The following is a 19,675-nucleotide window of genomic DNA, read 5'->3' on the forward strand; positions in this document are numbered from 1 at the left end:
GATTGAATGAAAAACAACCGGTTGACAAATCAAATTGGCGCGGTAATATGCGCCTCCGCTGACAGGGCTTGAGAGCAACGTTAGCGAGTTGGAAAGCTTCTTTCTTCTTCTGAAAAATGATCGCTTGACAACGAAAGCCGCTACGGTAAGATAGGCGGCCTTGCTGATCAGCACTGACTGCTGAATCAGCGATTAAATCACTACGGTTTAATCAGTTCTTTAACAAGATATCAGACAATTCGTGTGGGCGCTTGTGCGATTGCATCGGTTAATCAGCTTCGGCTGAAAACACTTTAAGATGCTTAATTGATCAAGCGAACATACCTGTAAATTCATGTACGTTTAATTGTGACATTGAGCCGTTGTTTTGTTCTTCGGAATAAAATGACAAAACGATTTAAACTGAAGAGTTTGATCATGGCTCAGATTGAACGCTGGCGGCAGGCCTAACACATGCAAGTCGAGCGGTAGCAGGAAGTGCTTGCACTTCGCTGACGAGCGGCGGACGGGTGCGTAACACGTAGGAATCTGCCTGGTAGTGGGGGATAGCCCGGAGAAATCCGGATTAATACCGCATACGCCCTACGGGGGAAAGGAGGGGATCTTCGGACCTTTCGCTATCAGATGAGCCTGCGTCGGATTAGCTTGTTGGTGGGGTAAAGGCCTACCAAGGCAACGATCCGTAGCTGGTCTGAGAGGATGATCAGCCACACTGGGACTGAGACACGGCCCAGACTCCTACGGGAGGCAGCAGTGGGGAATATTGCACAATGGGCGAAAGCCTGATGCAGCCATGCCGCGTGTGTGAAGAAGGCCCTAGGGTTGTAAAGCACTTTCAGTGGGGAGGAAAGGTTGAAGGTTAATACCCTTCAGCTGTGACGTTACCCACAGAAGAAGCACCGGCTAACTCCGTGCCAGCAGCCGCGGTAATACGGAGGGTGCGAGCGTTAATCGGAATTACTGGGCGTAAAGCGTGCGTAGGCGGCCACCTAAGTTGGATGTGAAAGCCCCGGGCTCAACCTGGGAACTGCATCCAAAACTGGGTGGCTAGAGTACGGGAGAGGAGTGTGGAATTTCCTGTGTAGCGGTGAAATGCGTAGATATAGGAAGGAACACCAGTGGCGAAGGCGACACTCTGGCCTGATACTGACGCTGAGGTACGAAAGCGTGGGGAGCAAACAGGATTAGATACCCTGGTAGTCCACGCCGTAAACGATGTCTACTAGTTGTCGGTTGTCTTGTACGACGGGTAACGCAGCTAACGCGATAAGTAGACCGCCTGGGGAGTACGGCCGCAAGGTTAAAACTCAAATGAATTGACGGGGGCCCGCACAAGCGGTGGAGCATGTGGTTTAATTCGAAGCAACGCGAAGAACCTTACCTGGCCTTGACATCCTGCGAACTTTCTAGAGATAGAAGGGTGCCTTCGGGAACGCAGAGACAGGTGCTGCATGGCTGTCGTCAGCTCGTGTCGTGAGATGTTGGGTTAAGTCCCGCAACGAGCGCAACCCTTGTCCTCAGTTACCAGCACGTGATGGTGGGCACTCTGGGGAGACTGCCGGTGACAAACCGGAGGAAGGTGGGGACGACGTCAAGTCATCATGGCCCTTACGGCCAGGGCTACACACGTGCTACAATGGTGCATACAGACGGTTGCCAAGCCGCGAGGTGGAGCTAATCTGAGAAAGTGCATCGTAGTCCGGATTGGAGTCTGCAACTCGACTCCATGAAGTCGGAATCGCTAGTAATCGTGAATCAGAATGTCACGGTGAATACGTTCCCGGGCCTTGTACACACCGCCCGTCACACCATGGGAGTGGGTTGCTCCAGAAGTAGCTAGCTTAACCTTCGGGAGAGCGGTTACCACGGAGTGATTCATGACTGGGGTGAAGTCGTAACAAGGTAGCCCTAGGGGAACCTGGGGCTGGATCACCTCCTTAAACGAAAACCGACGTCCATAAGCGTTCACACGAATTGTTTGATGATAAAACTGCATGCGCAGTTTTATTAGTCATTGTTCTTTAAAAATGTGGAATCCAAATTTAAGCTGAATTGATTTAAATAATTTAACTTCGGTTAAATCGTTTAAAGAAAATTCTTGCTGAGACACTCTCAAGTTAATTACCGAAAGGTAATAGCTAATGTGTATGGCGATGAATTTCGAAAGAAATTCATTTGATCGTTAAAGGTAGTTGTATTGACTGACCTCTAATGATTTACGAAAGTAAATCGTTTCGGGTTATATGGTCAAGTGACTAAGCGTACACGGTGGATGCCTTGGCAGTCAGAGGCGATGAAGGACGTGGTAATCTGCGATAAGTCTTGGGGAGCTGATAAACAAGCTGTGATCCAGGAATTTCCGAATGGGGAAACCCAACGGCGTAAGCCGTTATTCCTTACCTGAATACATAGGGTCTGGAAGGCGAACCCGGGGAACTGAAACATCTAAGTACCCGGAGGAAAAGAAATCAATTGAGATTCCCCCAGTAGCGGCGAGCGAACGGGGACCAGCCCTTAAGTAATTTTTGGTTTAGTGGAAGACTCTGGAAAGTGTCGCCATAGTGGGTGATAGCCCCGTACACGAAAGGCCAATCATTGTGAAATCGAGTAGGACGGGACACGTGAAATCCTGTCTGAACATGGGGGGACCATCCTCCAAGGCTAAATACTCCTGACTGACCGATAGTGAACCAGTACCGTGAGGGAAAGGCGAAAAGAACCCCGTTGAGGGGAGTGAAATAGAACCTGAATCCGTGTACGTACAAGCAGTGGGAGCACCTTCGTGGTGTGACTGCGTACCTTTTGTATAATGGGTCAGCGACTTACTTTCAGTGGCAAGGTTAACCGTTTAGGGGAGCCGTAGGGAAACCGAGTCTTAATAGGGCGTGTTCTTAGGAACAACAGTCGCTGGGAGTAGACCCGAAACCGGGCGATCTATCCATGGGCAGGTTGAAGGTTGAGTAACATCAACTGGAGGACCGAACCGACTACCGTTGAAAAGCTAGCGGATGACCTGTGGATAGGAGTGAAAGGCTAATCAAGCCCGGAGATAGCTGGTTCTCCTCGAAAGCTATTTAGGTAGCGCCTCGTGTCTCACCATCGGGGGTAGAGCACTGTTTGGGCTAGGGGGTCATCCCGACTTACCAACCCCATGCAAACTCCGAATACCGATGAGTGCAATCACGGGAGACACACGGCGGGTGCTAACGTCCGTCGTGGAAAGGGAAACAACCCAGACCGTCAGCTAAGGTCCCAAAGTTCTAGTTAAGTGGGAAACGATGTGAGAAGGCCCAGACAGCCAGGAGGTTGGCTTAGAAGCAGCCACCCTTTAAAGAAAGCGTAATAGCTCACTGGTCGAGTCGGCTCGCGCGGAAGATTTAACGGGGCTCAAACTAGACACCGAAGCTACGGATCTAGAGACTAGTTTCTAGAAACAAGTGACAAGAAAAAGAAGTACAGAGTTAATACTCAGCTTCTGTCTTTTAACTTGATACTTGTATCTAGAAACTAGTCTCTAGGTGGTAGAGGAGCGTTCTGTAAGCCGTTGAAGGTGCATCGGGAGGTGTGCTGGAGGTATCAGAAGTGCGAATGCTGACATGAGTAACGACAAGGGGAGTGAGAAGCTCCCCCGCCGGAAGACCAAGGGTTCCTGCGCAACGCTAATCGGCGCAGGGTGAGTCGGCCCCTAAGGTGAGGTCGAAAGACGTAATCGATGGGAAACAGGTCAATATTCCTGTACCCCTTTTGACTGCGATGGAGTGACGGAGAAGGCTAGGTCAGCGCAGCGTTGGTTGTCTGCGTTTAAGATCGTAGGCCGGGGATCCAGGCAAATCCGGATCCTCAAGGCCGAGAATTGATGACGAGGTTCTACGGAACCGAAGTGATTGATGCCATGCTTCCAGGAAAAACTTCTAAGCTTCAGGTCATAAGGGACCGTACCCCAAACCGACACAGGTGGTCAGGTAGAGAATACCAAGGCGCTTGAGAGAACTCGGGTGAAGGAACTAGGCAAAATGGCACCGTAACTTCGGGAGAAGGTGCGCCGGCTTTGGTGATCGGACTTGCTCCGTAAGCTGAGGCTGGTCGAAGATACCAGGTGGCTGCGACTGTTTATTAAAAACACAGCACTGTGCAAACACGAAAGTGGACGTATACGGTGTGACGCCTGCCCGGTGCCGGAAGGTTAATTGATGGGGTTATCTCACCTCCAGATTGCTTTTGCTGCAAGGCAAATGATGGAGCGAGCGAAGGAGTTTACAAAAGAGTAAATGACTGAGCGAGCGGAATCATTTAACGCAGTCAGCAAGAGCAATGTGGTGGTGAGAGAAGCTCTTGATCGAAGCCCCGGTAAACGGCGGCCGTAACTATAACGGTCCTAAGGTAGCGAAATTCCTTGTCGGGTAAGTTCCGACCTGCACGAATGGCGTAACGATGGCCACGCTGTCTCCACCCGAGACTCAGTGAAATTGAAATCGCTGTTAAGATGCAGCGTATCCGCGGCTAGACGGAAAGACCCCGTGAACCTTTACTACAGCTTCACAGTGGATCTTGATGTTGCTTGTGTAGGATAGGTGGGAGGCTTTGAAGCGGTGACGCCAGTCATCGTGGAGCCATCCTTGAAATACCACCCTGGCAATATTGAGGTTCTAACCCAGGTCCTGAAACGGGATCGGGGACATTGTGTGGTGGGTAGTTTGACTGGGGCGGTCTCCTCCCAAAGAGTAACGGAGGAGCACGAAGGTGTGCTAAGTACGGTCGGACATCGTACGGTTAGTGTAAAGGCACAAGCACGCTTGACTGCGAGAGGTACATCTCGAGCAGGTACGAAAGTAGGTCTTAGTGATCCGGTGGTTCTGCATGGAAGGGCCATCGCTCAACGGATAAAAGGTACTCCGGGGATAACAGGCTGATACCGCCCAAGAGTTCACATCGACGGCGGTGTTTGGCACCTCGATGTCGGCTCATCACATCCTGGGGCTGAAGCCGGTCCCAAGGGTATGGCTGTTCGCCATTTAAAGTGGTACGCGAGCTGGGTTTAGAACGTCGTGAGACAGTTCGGTCCCTATCTGCCGTGGACGTTGGAAGTTTGAGAAGAGCTGCTCCTAGTACGAGAGGACCGGAGTGGACGGACCACTGGTGTTCGGGTTGTGTCGCCAGACGCATTGCCCGGTAGCTATGTTCGGACGGGATAACCGCTGAAAGCATCTAAGCGGGAAGCCCCCTTCAAGATGAGACTTCCCTTGCCCCTGAGGGCACTAAAGAGCCGTTAAAGACTATGACGTTGATAGGTTGGGTGTGTAAGTGCTGTGAGGCATTGAGCTAACCAATACTAATGACTCGTGCGGCTTGACCATATAACGCCAAAGCGATTTAAAAGACAGTGGGCAGTCGACAGTAACCAGTCGGCAGTCAACCGCCATACGCAAAGAGTGTACAGCAAGAAAGCTTAATGAAGGATTCCAGAGTGAGTAGAAGTCAACTGGCGACTGCCAACTGCAAACTGCCCACTCAAAAAAGTTTAGCCTGGCGACCATAGAAGGTTAGAACCACCTGATCCCATCCCGAACTCAGCAGTGAAATGACCGATCGCCGATGGTAGTGTGGGGTCTCCCCATGTGAGAGTAGGTCATCGCCAGGCACCAAATTCTATAATCTTTGCGCGTAAAGCTTGAAGATACCAGTTTAGTCTGAAGACCATAGAGCATTAGAACCACCTGATCCCATCCCGAACTCAGCAGTGAAATGATGCATCGCCGATGGTAGTGTGGGGTCTCCCCATGTGAGAGTAGGTCATCTTCAGGCACAAAATATAAACCCCCGATAGCTTGGCTGTCGGGGTTTTATTTTATCATGGTTAAAAAGTGCAACAGAAAAATTCTATCTTCGCTTAAGTAGCGCTGCGCTTGAATCAAATGCACCTGATTCTGACCATGGGGCATGACCATCTCTGTGAATTTTCTTCTCCACAGTAAATTGATTGTTTGCAAAAGCAATTATCTTTATCTATATGATCTGATTAATGGTATTTAACTTTATCTTATGAAAAATTTTTCATTAATAAGTCTGTGTTCTGGCTCAAGGTATTGATGGGCACAATTTTGCACTGAACAATTTAACTGTCTTAACCGTTAACTATTTAAAAATGATGATGCCTGCTTTCTGTTGATTAGCTTCAGCGTTCCAGCCTTTAGAGTACGCTGATCCATTTTAACTATGTACGGTATGTTGTAAATGACTCCGCTTAAAAAGGTTATGCTAATAGCAATCATCTTCCTGGGGCTGTTCGGCTTTCCGGAAATGGTGTTTCCCGAAGGTGTCTTGTCAATTTTGCAGCAGCGGGTGTTGGCCATTTTTATTCTGGCAACCCTGATGTGGGTCAGTGATGCCGTGCCAGCCTTTGCAACATCTCTTCTGATTATCATGCTGCTGGTATTGACCGCTTCAAACAGCGCACCTTTTCCGCTCAGGGATGGTCTTGGTGAAGACATGCTGAACTATGTGACTATTTTCAATAGTCTGGCATCCCCCATCATTGTCCTTTTTCTGGGTGGGTTCTTTATTGCTCTGGCCTGTGCCAAGTACAAGGTAGATATCAATCTGGCCCGTGTTCTGTTAAAGCCTTTTGGCCAGAAGTATGAAATTGTGATGCTTGGCGTGATGATCATCACGGCCATCTTCTCCATGTTCATGAGCAATACAGCGACCAGTGTGTTGATGCTGACTATTATGACGCCATTGTTGGCTCGAATGGACAGCGAAGATCCCGGATGTCGGGCAATGGTATTGAGTATTCCTATTGCCGCCAACCTGGGTGGTATGGGGACTCCGATTGGAACTCCGCCCAATGCCATCGCTTTCCGTTATTTTGTCGGTGAGCATGCGTTGTCGTTTGGTGGCTGGATGCTGTTTGCCGTACCGATTACTGTCGTTATGATTGCTTTCAGTTGGTGGTTACTGCAAAAGATGTACCCCTCCAATGGAGGCGATCTCGATGTCCGGATTGATGGCCGTTTTGAAAGAGGGCTTAAGCCGTACATTGTTTATATCACTATTGTGTTGACCATCCTGCTGTGGGTGTTCTCCGATGTCCACGGCATTAATGCCTGTGCCGTCGCTATTATTCCGGTGGCTGTATTCAGCCTGTGTGGCATTGTTGATAAGCATGATCTGAAGCATATCAGCTGGGATGTGCTCTGGCTGCTTGCCGGTGGTATTGCCATTGGTACTGCGCTTGCCTCGTCTGGTCTTGCCGGGTTGCTGGTCAGTATGGTGCCATTTGAACAGTTCGATGCGGTGACCATCATTCTGGGCATCAGCGTCCTCTGTATGATTATGGCGACATTTATGTCCCATACGGCCACTGCAAACCTGTTAATGCCCATTGCCATCTCCATGTCCAATTCTGTGGTCAGTATTGAAGAGCAGGGAGGACTGGTTGTGATTGGTACGGCGGTTGCCCTGGCGTCTTCCCTGGGGATGGGCCTGCCAATCAGCACACCGCCCAATGCCCTGGCGCACGCTACAGGGTTGGTCGATACCAGGGACTTTATCAAAACCGCTCAGATTTTAAGTCCGCTGGGGGTTTTATTGATCTTTTCGGTATTGATGCTGATGACCTGGATGGGTTTCTTTTAAGGGGTAATGTCAGCGATGCGTTCTATTTTTGACTTTGAAAGCGATGGCAACTCCCGAGATCGGAGTTGCCAAATAGCGGGAGTCTGATCAGAAGTAACCCAACACACCCAGCAGGGTAATCACTGCAAAGATAATCACGACACCGATGGTGCTGATGAACTTACCGGCCTTGATAAAGTCTCTGCTGGCAACCATACCGGTGGCGTGGGCTAACGCGTTGGGCGGAGTGCTGATAGGCAGTGACATTCCCATGGATGCCGAGAGTGCAACCGAGATAACCATAAGGCTGATACCGCCGTAATTTTCCAGCCCGCTCAGAACCGTAGCGACTGAAACTGCAATTGGCATCAGCAGGTTCGCTGTGGCGGTATTGGACATAAATGTTGCCATCACCATGGAGGCTACAGCCATCAGAAATAACACCACAAAGGTTCCCATGGTGTCGAAGGGAATGGTGTGAACAATCGAGTGTGCCAGGCCGCTTTTTTCCAGGGCATAGCCCAGGGCAATACCACCGGCAATCAGCCAGAGTACATCCCAGTTAATATTTTTGATGTCGTCGGTATCGATAATGCCGGAAAGGGAGAAAACGATGACTGGCAGTAAGGCGACAGTGTACGAGTTTACGCCATGAATGCTGGAGGTGGTCCACAGCAGTACCGTCGCGGCGGTTGTGGCATAAACAAGGTAGGCTTTTGGCGATTGTTCAAAGGTGCATTCGATTTTAACGGCAAGCTCTTTGATGTTTCCCGGGTACAACTTACGCAACAATACCCAGGCAATCATAATTAATACCACGGCCATGGGGATGGCAAACAGCATCCACTCGCCAAAGGTGATGGCATGCTCGCCGGTTAAATAACGAAAAGCAATGGCGTTCGGTGGCGTGCCGATGGGGGTTCCAATGCCGCCGATATTGGCGGCAATGGGTACGGCAAGAATAACACCCTTGACGCCATTATCGGTGGTATCAACGTTTGCCAGTAATGGCGTCAGCAAGGTAAGCATCATCGCTGTTGTAGCGGTATTACTCATAAACATGGAGAAGAAGGCGGTAATGCCCATCAGACCGAGCATCACTTTCTGGTAATCACTGCCAATGGGTTTTAACAATACTCGGGCCAGGTTGATGTCCAGTTTATACTTCGTGGCGGCAATGGCAATGAAGAAACCGCCAAGAAACAGGACAATAACCGGGGCTGCCAGACTGCTGAGAATTTCTTTGTAGCTGAGCATGGCCTCCGGATGCAATGCTTCCCGGAGAAAGTACGGGCTGGTATTGGACACCATGCTGGCCAGCAGGCCCAGAATAAGTAGTGACGTTGCATAGGCAGGCACGGCCTCAGAGACCCAGAGCACTGTCGCCATCAGGAAAATGGCCAGCACCCGTTGTTGTTCAATGGTGATGTTGGCAATCGGAATAAATTCAGCGGGAATGAAACACAGAAAAAAGAAAGAGGCGGCAACCAGCGACAGCTTGAGAATACGCGACATAGACGTCATTCAACCCTTGAGATGCAAACAACAGTTTAAAATTCTTGGTGGTGTTTATCATGCATCAACGGTGCAGCAAACGTACTGAATCAGGTCAATGAAACATCATTTTCGAAAAGTGAATATAATTCAGGCAGGAAAATATTGGCAGACAGCATGACTACCGGTGTCAATGCATTTTCAGATACAGGGCTTGGGTAGTGTAATCGGTTGTCTTGCCAGCCACTCCCGCTCCCACTGGGGGATTTCATCGGCAGGCATGGGTCTGGCAATGAAGTAGCCTTGTGCCTGGTCACAATTTAACTCATTCAGCAATTGCCAGCCTTCAAGTGTTTCTACTCCCTCGGCAACGGTTTGCATATTCAATTTGTGGGCGAGGCTGATGTTGGCTTCAACAATCGCTTTATGGCTTTTGTCACTACAGGCATTAGAGACAAATGAACGATCAATTTTCAGCTCACTGAAAGGGATTCGGTTTAACTGCTGCATGCTGGAATAGCCAGTACCGAAGTCGTCAATAGAGAGTGAGAAACCATGGAGTTTGAATCTGGCCAGTGTTTCGAGGGAAAGCGCCGCATTTTCAATCAGACTGCTTTCGGTAATCTCAAGAGTCAGGAGCTCTGGTGGAATACTCAAACCCCGCATCTTGCCAATCAGCATATCGGGCAGGTCGGTATTAGTAAGAGTGGTTGCCGAAAGGTTGATGCCAACGGCAATGTTTCTGCCCTGTTCACGCCAGACTCGAATCTGCTCCAGTGCCAGGTCGATCATTTTTGTGGTCATCGGGGTTATCAGGCCAGAGCTCTCCATCATGGGGATAAAGTGGACTGGGCTGATAACGCCAGCTTCCGGGTGATGCCAGCGGGTGAGTGCTTCAACAGAGATCATTCGGCCACTTTTCAGCAAGACCTTTGGCTGGTAGTAAAGCACGAACTGATTGGCTGCAATGGCTTTCTCAAGGGCTTCTTCATCAAAGATCAGCTCTCTGGAGGTGACGGGGCAGGCATTATTCTCAGTCTGTTCTGAACAGTAAAATTCCAGTAATTCTCTCAGACGGGGGCGGGACATGGGTTTGGGGATATGGCCCAGCACCATCAGGCCATGAGCTTGAGCCATATCACTGACCATTCGCACTAAAGCGGCCTCCATGGCGCTGAGCACAATTACGCCCCGGGCAAGCTTTTGCTCTGCCAGGTGGCGAATAAACCGGATACCGTCCATACCCGGCATATCGAGGTCACAGATGACGATATCAACGGCACCCCGGTTTTGCAGAAACTTCAGAGCCTCTTTGCTGCTGTTTGCTGTATGCAGTTTGTCAATATTAAGGCCTGAGACTGTTTGCTCTGCCACCACTCGCTGAAAGGGGTGGTCTTCCAAAATCAGGATACTGAGAGAGGTGATGTTACTGTCCATGTAATGGCCGGGTGACAATGATTCAATCTATAAATTATGGCGTATTGGGCAGTGTTGGAGGTTTTTTTTAGCGGTTATTGGATAAATGGAGCCAGAGTGACAGTTATCAGAAGGATCAAACTTCTGATAACTGTTGGCAAAAGATCAGTTGCCAGATTTTATTCTGGACCACTCACGGGTGATGTAACGCTTCAGTTTGGATGGCAGTTCTTTGAAAACAAAGAGCTTCTCCATGGTCTCATCGCCTGGGAAGACACCGGGATCTTTAGCAATGTCTGCATCCACATACTGTTTAGAAGCAGGGTTAGGGTTGCTATAGGTCACGTAGTTGGTCACATCAGCAATCACCTTTGGTTCCATCAGATAGTTCAGCATCTGGTGAGCGGCGTCTTTGTGAGGCGCATCATTAGGAATGGCCAGCATATCAAACCACATGGCTGCACCTTCCTTGGGAACAACATAGCGGATATCCAGACCGTTACCCGCTTCTTTAGCCCGATCTCTGGCAATCATCGCGTCACCAGACCACATCAGGGCCACACAGATATCACCATTGGCCAGATCAGACAGAGAACGGGAAGAGTGATAGTAAGCAATGTAAGGAGAAATCTCTTTCATCTTGGCCACTGCCTGCCTGTAATCCGCCATATCCAGACTATCGCCGGGAATACCAAGGTAGGCCATCACAGAAGGCAGCACCTCACTTGCGGCGTCAAGAAACGCAACACCACAGCTTTGCAGCTTCTTCATATTCTCCGGCTCAAGGATCAGAGACCAGCTATCCACCGGGGCGTCCTTGCCGAGCGCTTTTTCGACAGCCGCCTTGTTATAGCCAATACCGGTGGTTCCCCCAGAGGTAAGGGATACCGTAGGTATTGTTTTCATCAAAGTTGTCTGAGATCGCCTTCATAATGACGGGATCAAGATGTTTCAGATTAGGCAGTTTGGACTTATCCAGCGGCTCATAGACGCCAGCGCGAATCTGGGTCTTGTAGAAATCGTGGGAAGGCGAGACCAGGTCGAAACCGCTGCGTCCGGAGAGCAGTTTACCTTCAAGTACCTCATTACTGTCATAAACGTCATAAACCACGTCGATGCCAGTTTTGTCGGAAAAGTTCTTGACGGTGTCTTCCGCGATGTAATCGGTCCAGTTATAGAAATACAGTTTTTCAGCCTTGTCATCTGAGGCCTGGAGTTGGGCAGCACAGAGCAGTGCGGCGACGATGAACGTTCTCTTAATCAGTTTCATAAACGTGCCGTGAACCTTAATACAAGGAAAATAATAGGGAGCGAGATTATATAGCAGTAACATTGTTCTACAAGTCCGTTCCTATTGGTTACCGGTGAGAATTCCGGAGTTATCAACAGAATATCTGGCAGGGCGACCAATTCCTGCGATAATGGGTAGGGTTGTGATCGGTTTGAGACTAAATTGATGCATGCTTTTCGTTCGATTCTTCTGGCCGTTACCCGGCAACACACCTCGGATATGGAGCTACAGCAGGCCTTTCGGCTGGCTCTGGATAACCGGGCCACCTTGTTGATCGCCCTGTTTGACCAGAGCCTGGAAACTCTGAATCATCTGCAATTTGTCCCGTTGGAAAAAAAACTGGAAGACCACCTCAGGCAGCAACTTGAGGATGAGCTTGAGCGCCTCAAGGCCATGGCCTGGGAGCAGGGGATCGAAGCAGAGACATTGATTGTTCCCGGCCGACCCCGGCAAGCCATTTATCAGGTGATACAAGAACATCATATTGACCTGGTCATCAAACTGGCGGATGCCAGTGGCGCACTGACTCGTAAACAGTTAACCGGCAATGACCTGGCTTTGCTCAGAAAATGCCCGGTGCCCATTTTGATGATGGCCGACCGGGATCAGCTCCCACAATTCAATGGCAAAATCCTGGTGGCCGTGGATGCTGGTGACCCGGACTCGGATGCCCATGATCTGAATCGTACGCTTTTACAATATGGTCTCTATCTGGCCAGTCAGGAAAAGGCTGCGTTGCATCTGGTCAGTGTCTGGAATGTACCCTTAGGGCGGCGCTCCCTGAAAACACTCTCTGATGAAGAGCTCTATGAATTGCAGGAAATAACCCAGCGGCGCTACCACAACAAATTACAGGAGGTCATGCAGGAAGTTGGCGTGACTGAGAATGACGACCAGCAGCCCGTATCCATTCATCTGCTCAGGGGCAACCCGGCGACCGAGATCCAGCAACTGGCCAATGAGCTGAATGTTGATGTCATTGTGATGGGCACGCTTGGTCGCCATAAGGAAGGCATTCTGGTGGGGAATACGGCTGAAAACATCATGAACAATATCTACTGCTCAATACTGGCGGTGAAACCGGAAGGATTTATCAGCCCACTGGCAAAAGCGGCCAGCGGCTGATCATCAAACCTGAAGGAAGAGGTCAGGGCTTAAGGCCGCTCATGTATTCAATCGCAATACTGATCTCTTCATCAGAACAATCCATACAGGTACCTTTGGCAGGCATACTGCGAATACCGTTAATGGCGTTGGATAGCAGACTGCTGAACCCGCCAGCGGTCTTCTCAGCGGCTTGCCATGCTGCGGCATCGTCCTTTTTGGGAGCACCTAACAGGCCAGAGCCATGACAGGCCACACAAAACTGATTGTAAACTGCATCGCCACTTCTCGGGCCACTGCTGGAGCTGGCTACTACCCCGGCGGCACTGGCACACTCCTCACCGGCGAGACAGACGAAACCCACAGGAGCAAGACGCTCGCTTATCTCACCACGAGTAATTGAATCAAGGTCTGCAGTCGGCTTGGCAAACACCAGCGACGCGAATAGTCCCCCGACTAACAGAATCAAAGCACGCATATGAGTTCCCCTTGACACTCGCTTGTCCTCTTAAGGCGATTAATGGCTATCTTATTTTAGGCGTTGCCAGAGCTGATACTGCCAGAGCTGGTAAAAAGTAGCTTAAGACTCACTGGAAAGCTTTCGCCTGTGTAGCCGAATTATTCCGGGCAATGGGATTATAGAACAATTGGTATCCCTGAAACAGGGGTTTATACATTGTGGGTTATTGAATAGAAGACAATAGTACTAAGTTAAGAAACCGTATCCCATCCCCAGTGCGGGAAAAATGGCATTAGCCTTGCCTAAGCATTTGGGATAATGGTAAGTATTGATACGTATCAATGTTTGCAGAATGCCTATGGTTAATAATCGCGCACAGTCAGCAATCAGGATGTCCTGACAATATTGATGGATAAAGGCTATTTTTCAGAAAGTATTTTTACGCCACCGCCGTCTGTGGATTAAAAGCACCAAAATCCAACCCATACTTCCCGGGGTCAGCAAAAGCCTCCTGCGCCTTCTCAAGCGCATCCTGAAGCGTAGAAAGCCCATTCTCAGGAATAATCTCAAAATCCAGCAGCCCAATTTTAACCCGGCCAAGGGGTATGGGATCTTTCAGATCATCACTCCAGGTTTTCACCTCCCAGTCCAGGGCAAACTCACCTTTACCGTCCGCAGCATGAGCACCCACATAAGGCCACTTGCTGATCTGTTTCAGCGCATACAAGACAAAGCCAAGGTCAAGATCATTAAGCCCGGGTGATATCAATGCTGCTTTTCATCACCGTGCCAGGGCAGATGGCTTCATAGCCCAATGGCACTGACTTAAGCTCACTTCCCTTGGTATTTCTTGAGTCTGCGTGCCTGCGACCTGGAATGCTGGAGCCTTTTATGCGGTTTTGGCCGTTTCTTAACGGCCCTTGGCTCCGACCGACCGGGTCGATTTCCAACAATATGCTGTCCTATTATGTCCAACATATTAATGATTTTCTGTTCCAGCCAGTCACCCGATGCTCCCAGCAACGTCTGAAGGAATGACACCAGCGTTTCCTGAGCCGTTTTAAAACTCAATTCCCGTGGAGTCTTGTCAATGTGCTTTGCTGTTTTCCCCATCAGTGCCCGTATCAGGTTGTATACCAGAAAGTTGATGCTTATTTCTTTTCTCACCATTTCCGGACTTTTACAACGCAGCATATCCATTTTCATGGTCGTTTTGATGACATCAAAATCAATCTCGACGTGCCAGCGTTTCAGATACAGCGCAATGATCTCTGTCCGGGGATACTCCTCAGCATCCAATAAAGTGGTGATGATGGTGCGACGTTTGTTCTTGACAGCACGGATTACCAGCTCTGCAGGCATCTGATCATAAAGCTCCTGACTCATCCACTCAGGTCGGACTGGTCTTGTTAATTTGAAATCCATCCTTGCTACCCAGCTTTTGATCCAATGGCACTGACTTAAGGCCTCAGCCCTTGATAATTCAAGGCTTACTCGGAAAGAAGCGACTATAAAAAGTCACAAACCACTGTACACGACAAAAATTAAATTAGGAGTAAGCCAGCAGGATTCACTATCTTGAGTTTTTTAGCTCAAAAGACCCACGACAATGGAACCCGCCGACTTACTCATCACGCAGTTTAGAACCTATTTGAAATGGAACAAGTGTCGCCTGAACGTCCTTGCTTTCCTCGTACTTGGGCTGCTGGAAAAACAGACCGTAAACTTCACAAGTCTTGCAACCACCTTCCCCGGAAGGTCGCAGACCCTTTCCTGTTACCGAAGGATTCAGCGTTTTTTTCTCGAGGTGGTTTTTGATGAAAGCATCATGGCCACATTAATTGCCAGTCTGTTCGCCCCGGAAGGCAGGTGGCAGCTCAGCATGGATCGGACTAACTGGATGTTTGGAATATTCAAAATCAACATCCTGTTTCTGGCAATAAACTACAAGGGAATGTCTATCCCGATTTTATGGACACTCCTGCCCAAAAAAGGTTGCTCGAATACGACTGAACGCGTTGAGCTGCTGAAGAGGTTCCGAAAAATTTTCCCTGAGCAAGCCATACAGCGCCTGTTAATGGATAGAGAGTTTAAGGCTCTTCAGGGATAACTGTGGGTAGAAATCAACAAATTTGAAAAAAAAAGCACCAGCGGCTGATTTCAGGTATGTTTTTATTTGCAGACAAAAACAAGAAGAAACGCCGCTGATGCTGATAAAAACTATCCTCAATAAAGTTCATAAACTCAAGTCATTTGTTTATCAGGATGTAAAACTCGGTCTCTATCAAGGCTCTGAAGTATTCAATGTCATCGTGGTCCCACGCAAGAACGGCCATGCTATTTGCTCAGGATGTCAGCAACCAGCTCCGGGCTATGACCGTCTTGCTGAACGTCGTTTCGAGTTTGTCCCTCTCTGGGGAATCAGGGTTTTTCTGCTCTACAAAATGCGTAGGGTTGAATGCAAGACATGTGGCGTAAAGGTTGAGCAGGTTCCATGGGCTGAAGGCAAGAAGGAACTCACCAAAGTTTACATGCAGTTTCTGGCAAACTGGGCTAGAAAGCTCTCCTGGAAGGAGGTCGCCCGTACTTTCAATACCTCGTGGGAGAAGGTCTTCCATGCTGTTGAGTATGTGGTTGAGTGGGGCAAGAAGCATCGTTCACTTGATAATATCAAGGCCATTGGTGTTGATGAGGTGGCGTATCAGATCGGCCATAAATACTTGACTGTTGTCTACCAGATTGATCGCGACTGTACACGGCTACTATGGGTTGGTCAGGAGCGTACCGAAGCTACGATTCGCAGCTTCTTCGCTTTCCTGGGTACACAGCGTAGCCAGCGGTTGGAGTATGTCTGTTCTGATATGTGGCAACCCTACGTAAAAGCGATTGCGGTGTTTGCCAGCCAAGCATTACATATTCTGGATCGCTTTCATATCGTTGCCATGCTGAATAAGGCCATTGATGAAGTCAGGGCCACGGAACACAAACAGCTTCAGGCAGATGGTTATGAACCGGTGCTGAAAAAAACACGCTGGTGTCTGCTCAAGCGAAAAGAGAACCTGACCGAGAAAGAAGAGATCAAGCTGAACACAGTGCTTCAGTACAACCTCAAAAGTGTCAGAGCCTATCTTCTCAGAGAAGAGTTCCAAGTGTTCTGGGACTACATTTCACCACACTGGGCAGGAAAATACCTGGACCGGTGGTGTACAAGAGTGATGCGATCAAAGATAGAACCGATGAAGAAAGTTGCTAAAACTGTTCGACGACACAAGCCACTTATCCTGAACTGGTTCAAGGCGAAAAAGGCGTATTCCAGCGGTATCGTTGAGGGTCTGAACACCAAGATAAAACTCACTACGAGAAAATCATACGGTTTCAGAACCTACAGATGTGCGGAAATTGCGTTATATCATGCGCTTGGCAAGTTACCTGAACCGGAAATGACCCACAGATTTTACTGACGAGGCGAGTTTAAAGGAAAACAATGGCTGAAATATCTGGTTCATGGTAACTGGCCCTTCTGCATCAGAGTTCCCAACAATACGCTTGTTCCCAATAAGCATCAAAACAGGTTACTGCCAGTAACCAGAATATTTTCACTGTCAACAGGCGAAACTATGGCAATCCGGCAGCCACGAAAAGTCTGGGGGCAAATGGTATACCTTGCCGCCTCCAAAAAAGGGAGCGATCCGATGGTGGTGATCTGTAACGCCGAACCCTGGCGTGCCATTAGTGACTATCTCCAGAGATGGCAGATAGAAACCATGTTCCAGGCTATGAAAGGACGGGGCTTTAACCTTGAGGACACGCATCTGAAGGATCGAGATAAAATATCGAAATTGCTATGCACTCTGGCATTAGCCTTTTGCTGGGCATATAAGACAGGTGAGTGGATAAATGAAACAACGCCCATCAAGGTAAAAAGCCATGGGCGAAAAGCACAATCTATCTTCCGAGCAGGGCTGGATTATCTTGCCCGGATTTTGAATCATGTTGATACGTGGCTGGAAGAGCTATTTGGGGCTGTAGCACTGCTCTTTGAGACCAGGTGGGAGAGAGCCTCATGAAAATTGTCGTGTACAGTGGTCACAAACCTAAATATTTCCCTTCCGAGCAAACCATGAACAAGTGTAGCCAAGAGTTTCTGTCCCTCGCAGATGAATGCCTTCACCAATTTGCACAGACTGAAAGTGATGAATTTTCATCAATCCTTACCTCTGATGACCTTAACTCTTTTCAGAATTGTTACCCCGGCTACAGGGTAAGGGACTTTCCACCCATCAAAACATTAACCTTGTTCATGCGACAGGTGGCCAGTGACACCAAGTCATGTCGCCACGCCCTCATTGATGAAGCGAGAGACCAGGTCGTCAGGGGCAACAAGAAGAAAGTGCCCAACACTGACACCAGCGCATATTGCAAAGCGAGGCAACGGTTGAGTGAAGCATCCGTAAGAGGTTTGCTGCGCATATCTGGCAATAGCCTTGATCACGCCTCACCAGAATCATGGCTATGGCATCAACGTCGTGTACTGCTTACTGATGGTTCAACATTGTTGATGCCTGACACCGAGAAAAATCAGAAAGAATATCCTCAACCTGGCACTCAAAAAAAGGGCTTGGTTTCCCGATTCTCAGAATTCTTGTTTTGATATGTCTTGGCAGTGGCGCATTGCTTGATTTTGCTGTGGCTGCCTACGAAGGGAAAGAAACCGGAGAACAAGCTTTGCTCAGGAAATTGTTCTCCCATCTGCAGGATGGCGACATCCTGTTAGGTGATGCGAATTTTGAGAACTACTTTCTGTTGGCTTTGCTGTTACAAGCCAAGGCTGACGTGGTTTTCGAGAAAAATGGTGCCCGCCATATTGATTTCCGGAAATGCGATCAAAAGCCAATGGCACTGACTTAAGCTTAAAAGCCCCGCAAACATGGGGATTGATACAGGTTTAGAGATTTGAATTGGAACCACAAAGCACACAGAAAGCACTAAGAAGAGCTTTTCTTTTCCTTTGTGCTCTTTGTGTGCTTTGTGGTTCAAATCGCAGGGTGTCTTAAAGCCTACGTATGGCAAGGCTTCACTCTTAAGTCAGTGCCATTGGGCCTTGCAGGCCCCCTTCAGCAATGCTTCACGAATCCGAAATTGATTGCTGCCCGCCTCCCGCTGCCCGTTTCCCGAAAAAGATAAGACGCATGCTTTTACGGGAAGCGGGCAGCGGGAAGCGCTCCTATACAATTTTCATCAACTGAAGCTTTTCATGGGGATCAGCAGGCAAACGTTTGGCAATCGCCAACGCTTCTGGATTGTCCGAGAGAAACGCAGGGAGCCCTTCATCACTGGGCGCTATACGACCATGGCAACTGTTAACGATAAAGCGCTCCAGCTTTTTCCAGCCACTTTTATCGGCCTGCTGCATTTCTCGTATGGCATCTAACAGCTCCGTATTAATCCGAAACACCAACTCACCGGAACAGACCTGAATCTGCGCCTTGCTCAGGGTCAGTTTCAGGTTCATCACCAACTCTGCTTTCTTGCGGCCAATATCCGAAATATACAAAAGTGGAAACGCCTCCTCACTGAGTCCACCCATCAAGTGGCAGGCATACTCCATGGTCCCTTTACCACTGACCTGGTGCAAATCAAACAGCGGCTGAGTCGCCACCCTGAGTCGTTTATCCCAGCCGGGATTGGTTAACAAAAGGCTCTGCTGTTGCCCCACAATCAAACCACAACCAACCAGCATACCCAATTTACCGGGAACCAGCGGCTTTTCAGCCGCACCCTTCTCAATACCCATATACCGGTAGGAGCCATGAAACAGGGCATTACACTCGACTCTCAAGTTTCTAATGCACGAGTGTTTGATATTCAGGCAAACGATTATGGCCTAACTGGCTCCGGTGGTGGTTCGTTCTATACGACATTACCCTTTTATCACGATGGCAGCTGTTGGGGTTTTTACGACCTGGCCCATATTGATTTTCTGCAATTCCCCTGGAGTTTGGTATACCCGCCTATATCATTCTGGCGTTGATGGTGCTGGCGTCAGCTTGGCATGCTATTGCCACCATGCGGCAGCGCCGTAACCGGATGATGATTGGCATGGGCTTTACCGCCTTTATGGGCATTTTGACCATTATGATTCACTCATCGATGGATTTTAATCTGCAGATTCCTTCCAATGCGGCTTATTTTGTGGTGATGATGGCGCTGGCTTTGTTGGCGAGGTATATGCCTGCCCCTTCGGGCGCTGTCCGCCGCCCGCCTCCCGCTGCCCGAAAAAGATAAGATCGGGCTTT

General features: G+C 49.1%; 13 protein-coding genes, 4 rRNA genes and 2 pseudogenes. 12 read left to right on the forward strand and 7 right to left on the reverse strand.

Annotated features, from left to right (window positions below; all coding sequences use genetic code 11):
- The first annotated feature begins 399 nt into the window (after nucleotides 1-399).
- The 5 genes from O3276_RS20030 to O3276_RS20050 all read left to right on the forward strand — a co-directional run bounded on the left by O3276_RS20030 (nucleotide 400) and on the right by O3276_RS20050 (nucleotide 7,635).
- Nucleotides 400-1,940: ribosomal RNA gene (locus O3276_RS20030) — 16S ribosomal RNA — on the forward strand.
- A gap of 305 nt (nucleotides 1,941-2,245) precedes the next feature.
- A 23S ribosomal RNA gene (locus tag O3276_RS20035) occupies nucleotides 2,246-5,354 on the forward strand.
- 168 nt (nucleotides 5,355-5,522) lie between these two features.
- Nucleotides 5,523-5,638: ribosomal RNA gene (gene rrf, locus O3276_RS20040) — 5S ribosomal RNA — on the forward strand.
- 48 nt (nucleotides 5,639-5,686) lie between these two features.
- Nucleotides 5,687-5,802 (forward strand): 5S ribosomal RNA (gene rrf, locus O3276_RS20045).
- Together the 16S, 23S and 5S rRNA genes form the textbook arrangement of a ribosomal RNA operon.
- Nucleotides 5,803-6,231: 429 nt before the next feature.
- Nucleotides 6,232-7,635 carry an SLC13 family permease gene (locus O3276_RS20050; RefSeq protein ID WP_269672903.1) on the forward strand — a complete coding sequence of 468 codons (1,404 nt, stop codon included), beginning with the start codon at nucleotides 6,232-6,234 and terminating at the stop codon, nucleotides 7,633-7,635.
- 87 nt (nucleotides 7,636-7,722) lie between these two features.
- Here the strand turns inward: O3276_RS20050 and O3276_RS20055 are convergent, their stop codons facing one another.
- The 3 genes and pseudogenes from O3276_RS20055 to O3276_RS25905 form a co-directional block, all read right to left on the reverse strand.
- The gene (locus O3276_RS20055; RefSeq protein ID WP_269672904.1) at nucleotides 7,723-9,129 is read right to left on the reverse strand and encodes an SLC13 family permease; all 1,407 of its coding nucleotides are present in this window, start codon (nucleotides 9,127-9,129) and stop codon (nucleotides 7,723-7,725) included.
- Between the two features lie 180 nt (nucleotides 9,130-9,309).
- The gene (locus O3276_RS20060) at nucleotides 9,310-10,545 is read right to left on the reverse strand and encodes a GGDEF/EAL domain-containing response regulator (RefSeq protein ID WP_269672905.1); all 1,236 of its coding nucleotides are present in this window, start codon (nucleotides 10,543-10,545) and stop codon (nucleotides 9,310-9,312) included.
- Between the two features lie 144 nt (nucleotides 10,546-10,689).
- Nucleotides 10,690-11,857: pseudogene (locus O3276_RS25905) on the reverse strand (polyamine ABC transporter substrate-binding protein).
- Nucleotides 11,858-11,980: 123 nt separating this feature from the next.
- On the opposite strand from O3276_RS25905, the gene O3276_RS20075 reads away from it, so the two are divergent.
- Complete coding sequence (locus O3276_RS20075; protein WP_269672908.1) at nucleotides 11,981-12,940, forward strand: universal stress protein; 960 nt, start codon at nucleotides 11,981-11,983, stop codon at nucleotides 12,938-12,940.
- A 22-nt stretch (nucleotides 12,941-12,962) separates the two neighbouring features.
- Here the strand turns inward: O3276_RS20075 and O3276_RS20080 are convergent, their stop codons facing one another.
- The 3 genes from O3276_RS20080 to O3276_RS20090 form a co-directional block, all read right to left on the reverse strand.
- Nucleotides 12,963-13,397: a c-type cytochrome gene (locus tag O3276_RS20080; protein WP_269672909.1), complete on the reverse strand. Its 435-nt coding sequence runs from the start codon at nucleotides 13,395-13,397 to the stop codon at nucleotides 12,963-12,965.
- A 421-nt stretch (nucleotides 13,398-13,818) separates the two neighbouring features.
- Nucleotides 13,819-14,148, reverse strand: a complete 330-nt coding sequence (locus O3276_RS20085) for a hypothetical protein (RefSeq protein ID WP_269672910.1) — start codon at nucleotides 14,146-14,148, stop codon at nucleotides 13,819-13,821.
- 62 nt (nucleotides 14,149-14,210) lie between these two features.
- Nucleotides 14,211-14,804 carry a transposase gene (locus O3276_RS20090; protein WP_269672911.1) on the reverse strand — a complete coding sequence of 198 codons (594 nt, stop codon included), beginning with the start codon at nucleotides 14,802-14,804 and terminating at the stop codon, nucleotides 14,211-14,213.
- Between the two features lie 226 nt (nucleotides 14,805-15,030).
- Between O3276_RS20090 and O3276_RS20095 the strand changes: the two genes are divergently transcribed.
- The 5 genes and pseudogenes from O3276_RS20095 (at nucleotide 15,031) to O3276_RS20115 (ending at nucleotide 18,287) form a co-directional block, all read left to right on the forward strand.
- Nucleotides 15,031-15,489, forward strand: a complete 459-nt coding sequence (locus O3276_RS20095) for a hypothetical protein (protein WP_269672912.1) — start codon at nucleotides 15,031-15,033, stop codon at nucleotides 15,487-15,489.
- A gap of 97 nt (nucleotides 15,490-15,586) precedes the next feature.
- A complete protein-coding gene (locus O3276_RS20100; RefSeq protein ID WP_269672191.1) occupies nucleotides 15,587-16,840 on the forward strand; it encodes an ISL3 family transposase in 1,254 nt (417 codons plus the stop codon).
- A gap of 21 nt (nucleotides 16,841-16,861) precedes the next feature.
- Nucleotides 16,862-17,446, forward strand: a pseudogene (locus O3276_RS20105) (transposase); the annotation flags it as partial.
- Nucleotides 17,443-18,030 carry a hypothetical protein gene (locus O3276_RS20110; protein WP_269672913.1) on the forward strand — a complete coding sequence of 196 codons (588 nt, stop codon included), beginning with the start codon at nucleotides 17,443-17,445 and terminating at the stop codon, nucleotides 18,028-18,030. The pseudogene O3276_RS20105 and the gene O3276_RS20110, both read left to right, overlap by 4 nt.
- A gap of 20 nt (nucleotides 18,031-18,050) precedes the next feature.
- Nucleotides 18,051-18,287, forward strand: coding sequence for a hypothetical protein (locus tag O3276_RS20115; protein WP_269672914.1), 237 nt, complete (start codon nucleotides 18,051-18,053; stop codon nucleotides 18,285-18,287).
- A 316-nt stretch (nucleotides 18,288-18,603) separates the two neighbouring features.
- On the opposite strand, the gene O3276_RS20120 is transcribed toward O3276_RS20115, so the two are convergent.
- Nucleotides 18,604-19,218, reverse strand: coding sequence for a hypothetical protein (locus O3276_RS20120; RefSeq protein ID WP_269672915.1), 615 nt, complete (start codon nucleotides 19,216-19,218; stop codon nucleotides 18,604-18,606).
- 191 nt (nucleotides 19,219-19,409) lie between these two features.
- Between O3276_RS20120 and O3276_RS20125 the strand changes: the two genes are divergently transcribed.
- Nucleotides 19,410-19,664, forward strand: a complete 255-nt coding sequence (locus O3276_RS20125) for a hypothetical protein (RefSeq protein ID WP_269672916.1) — start codon at nucleotides 19,410-19,412, stop codon at nucleotides 19,662-19,664.
- Nucleotides 19,665-19,675 lie beyond the last annotated feature (11 nt).

Origin of the sequence: Endozoicomonas sp. GU-1 (genome assembly GCF_027366395.1) — a bacterium.
Classification (GTDB): Bacteria; Pseudomonadota; Gammaproteobacteria; order Pseudomonadales; family Endozoicomonadaceae; genus Endozoicomonas.

Excerpts from the sequence above, each read along its gene's own strand:
- O3276_RS20050 (WP_269672903.1), top strand. The coding sequence starts at position 6,232 with ATGACTCCGCTTAAAAAGGTTATGCTAATAGCAATCATCTTCCTGGGG.
- O3276_RS20055 (WP_269672904.1), bottom strand. The coding sequence starts at position 9,129 with ATGTCGCGTATTCTCAAGCTGTCGCTGGTTGCCGCCTCTTTCTTTTTT.
- O3276_RS20060 (WP_269672905.1), bottom strand. The coding sequence starts at position 10,545 with ATGGACAGTAACATCACCTCTCTCAGTATCCTGATTTTGGAAGACCAC.
- O3276_RS20075 (WP_269672908.1), top strand. The coding sequence starts at position 11,981 with ATGCATGCTTTTCGTTCGATTCTTCTGGCCGTTACCCGGCAACACACC.
- O3276_RS20080 (WP_269672909.1), bottom strand. The coding sequence starts at position 13,397 with ATGCGTGCTTTGATTCTGTTAGTCGGGGGACTATTCGCGTCGCTGGTG.
- O3276_RS20090 (WP_269672911.1), bottom strand. The coding sequence starts at position 14,804 with ATGGATTTCAAATTAACAAGACCAGTCCGACCTGAGTGGATGAGTCAG.
- O3276_RS20100 (WP_269672191.1), top strand. The coding sequence starts at position 15,587 with ATGCTGATAAAAACTATCCTCAATAAAGTTCATAAACTCAAGTCATTT.
- O3276_RS20110 (WP_269672913.1), top strand. The coding sequence starts at position 17,443 with ATGAAAATTGTCGTGTACAGTGGTCACAAACCTAAATATTTCCCTTCC.
- O3276_RS20125 (WP_269672916.1), top strand. The coding sequence starts at position 19,410 with ATGGTGCTGGCGTCAGCTTGGCATGCTATTGCCACCATGCGGCAGCGC.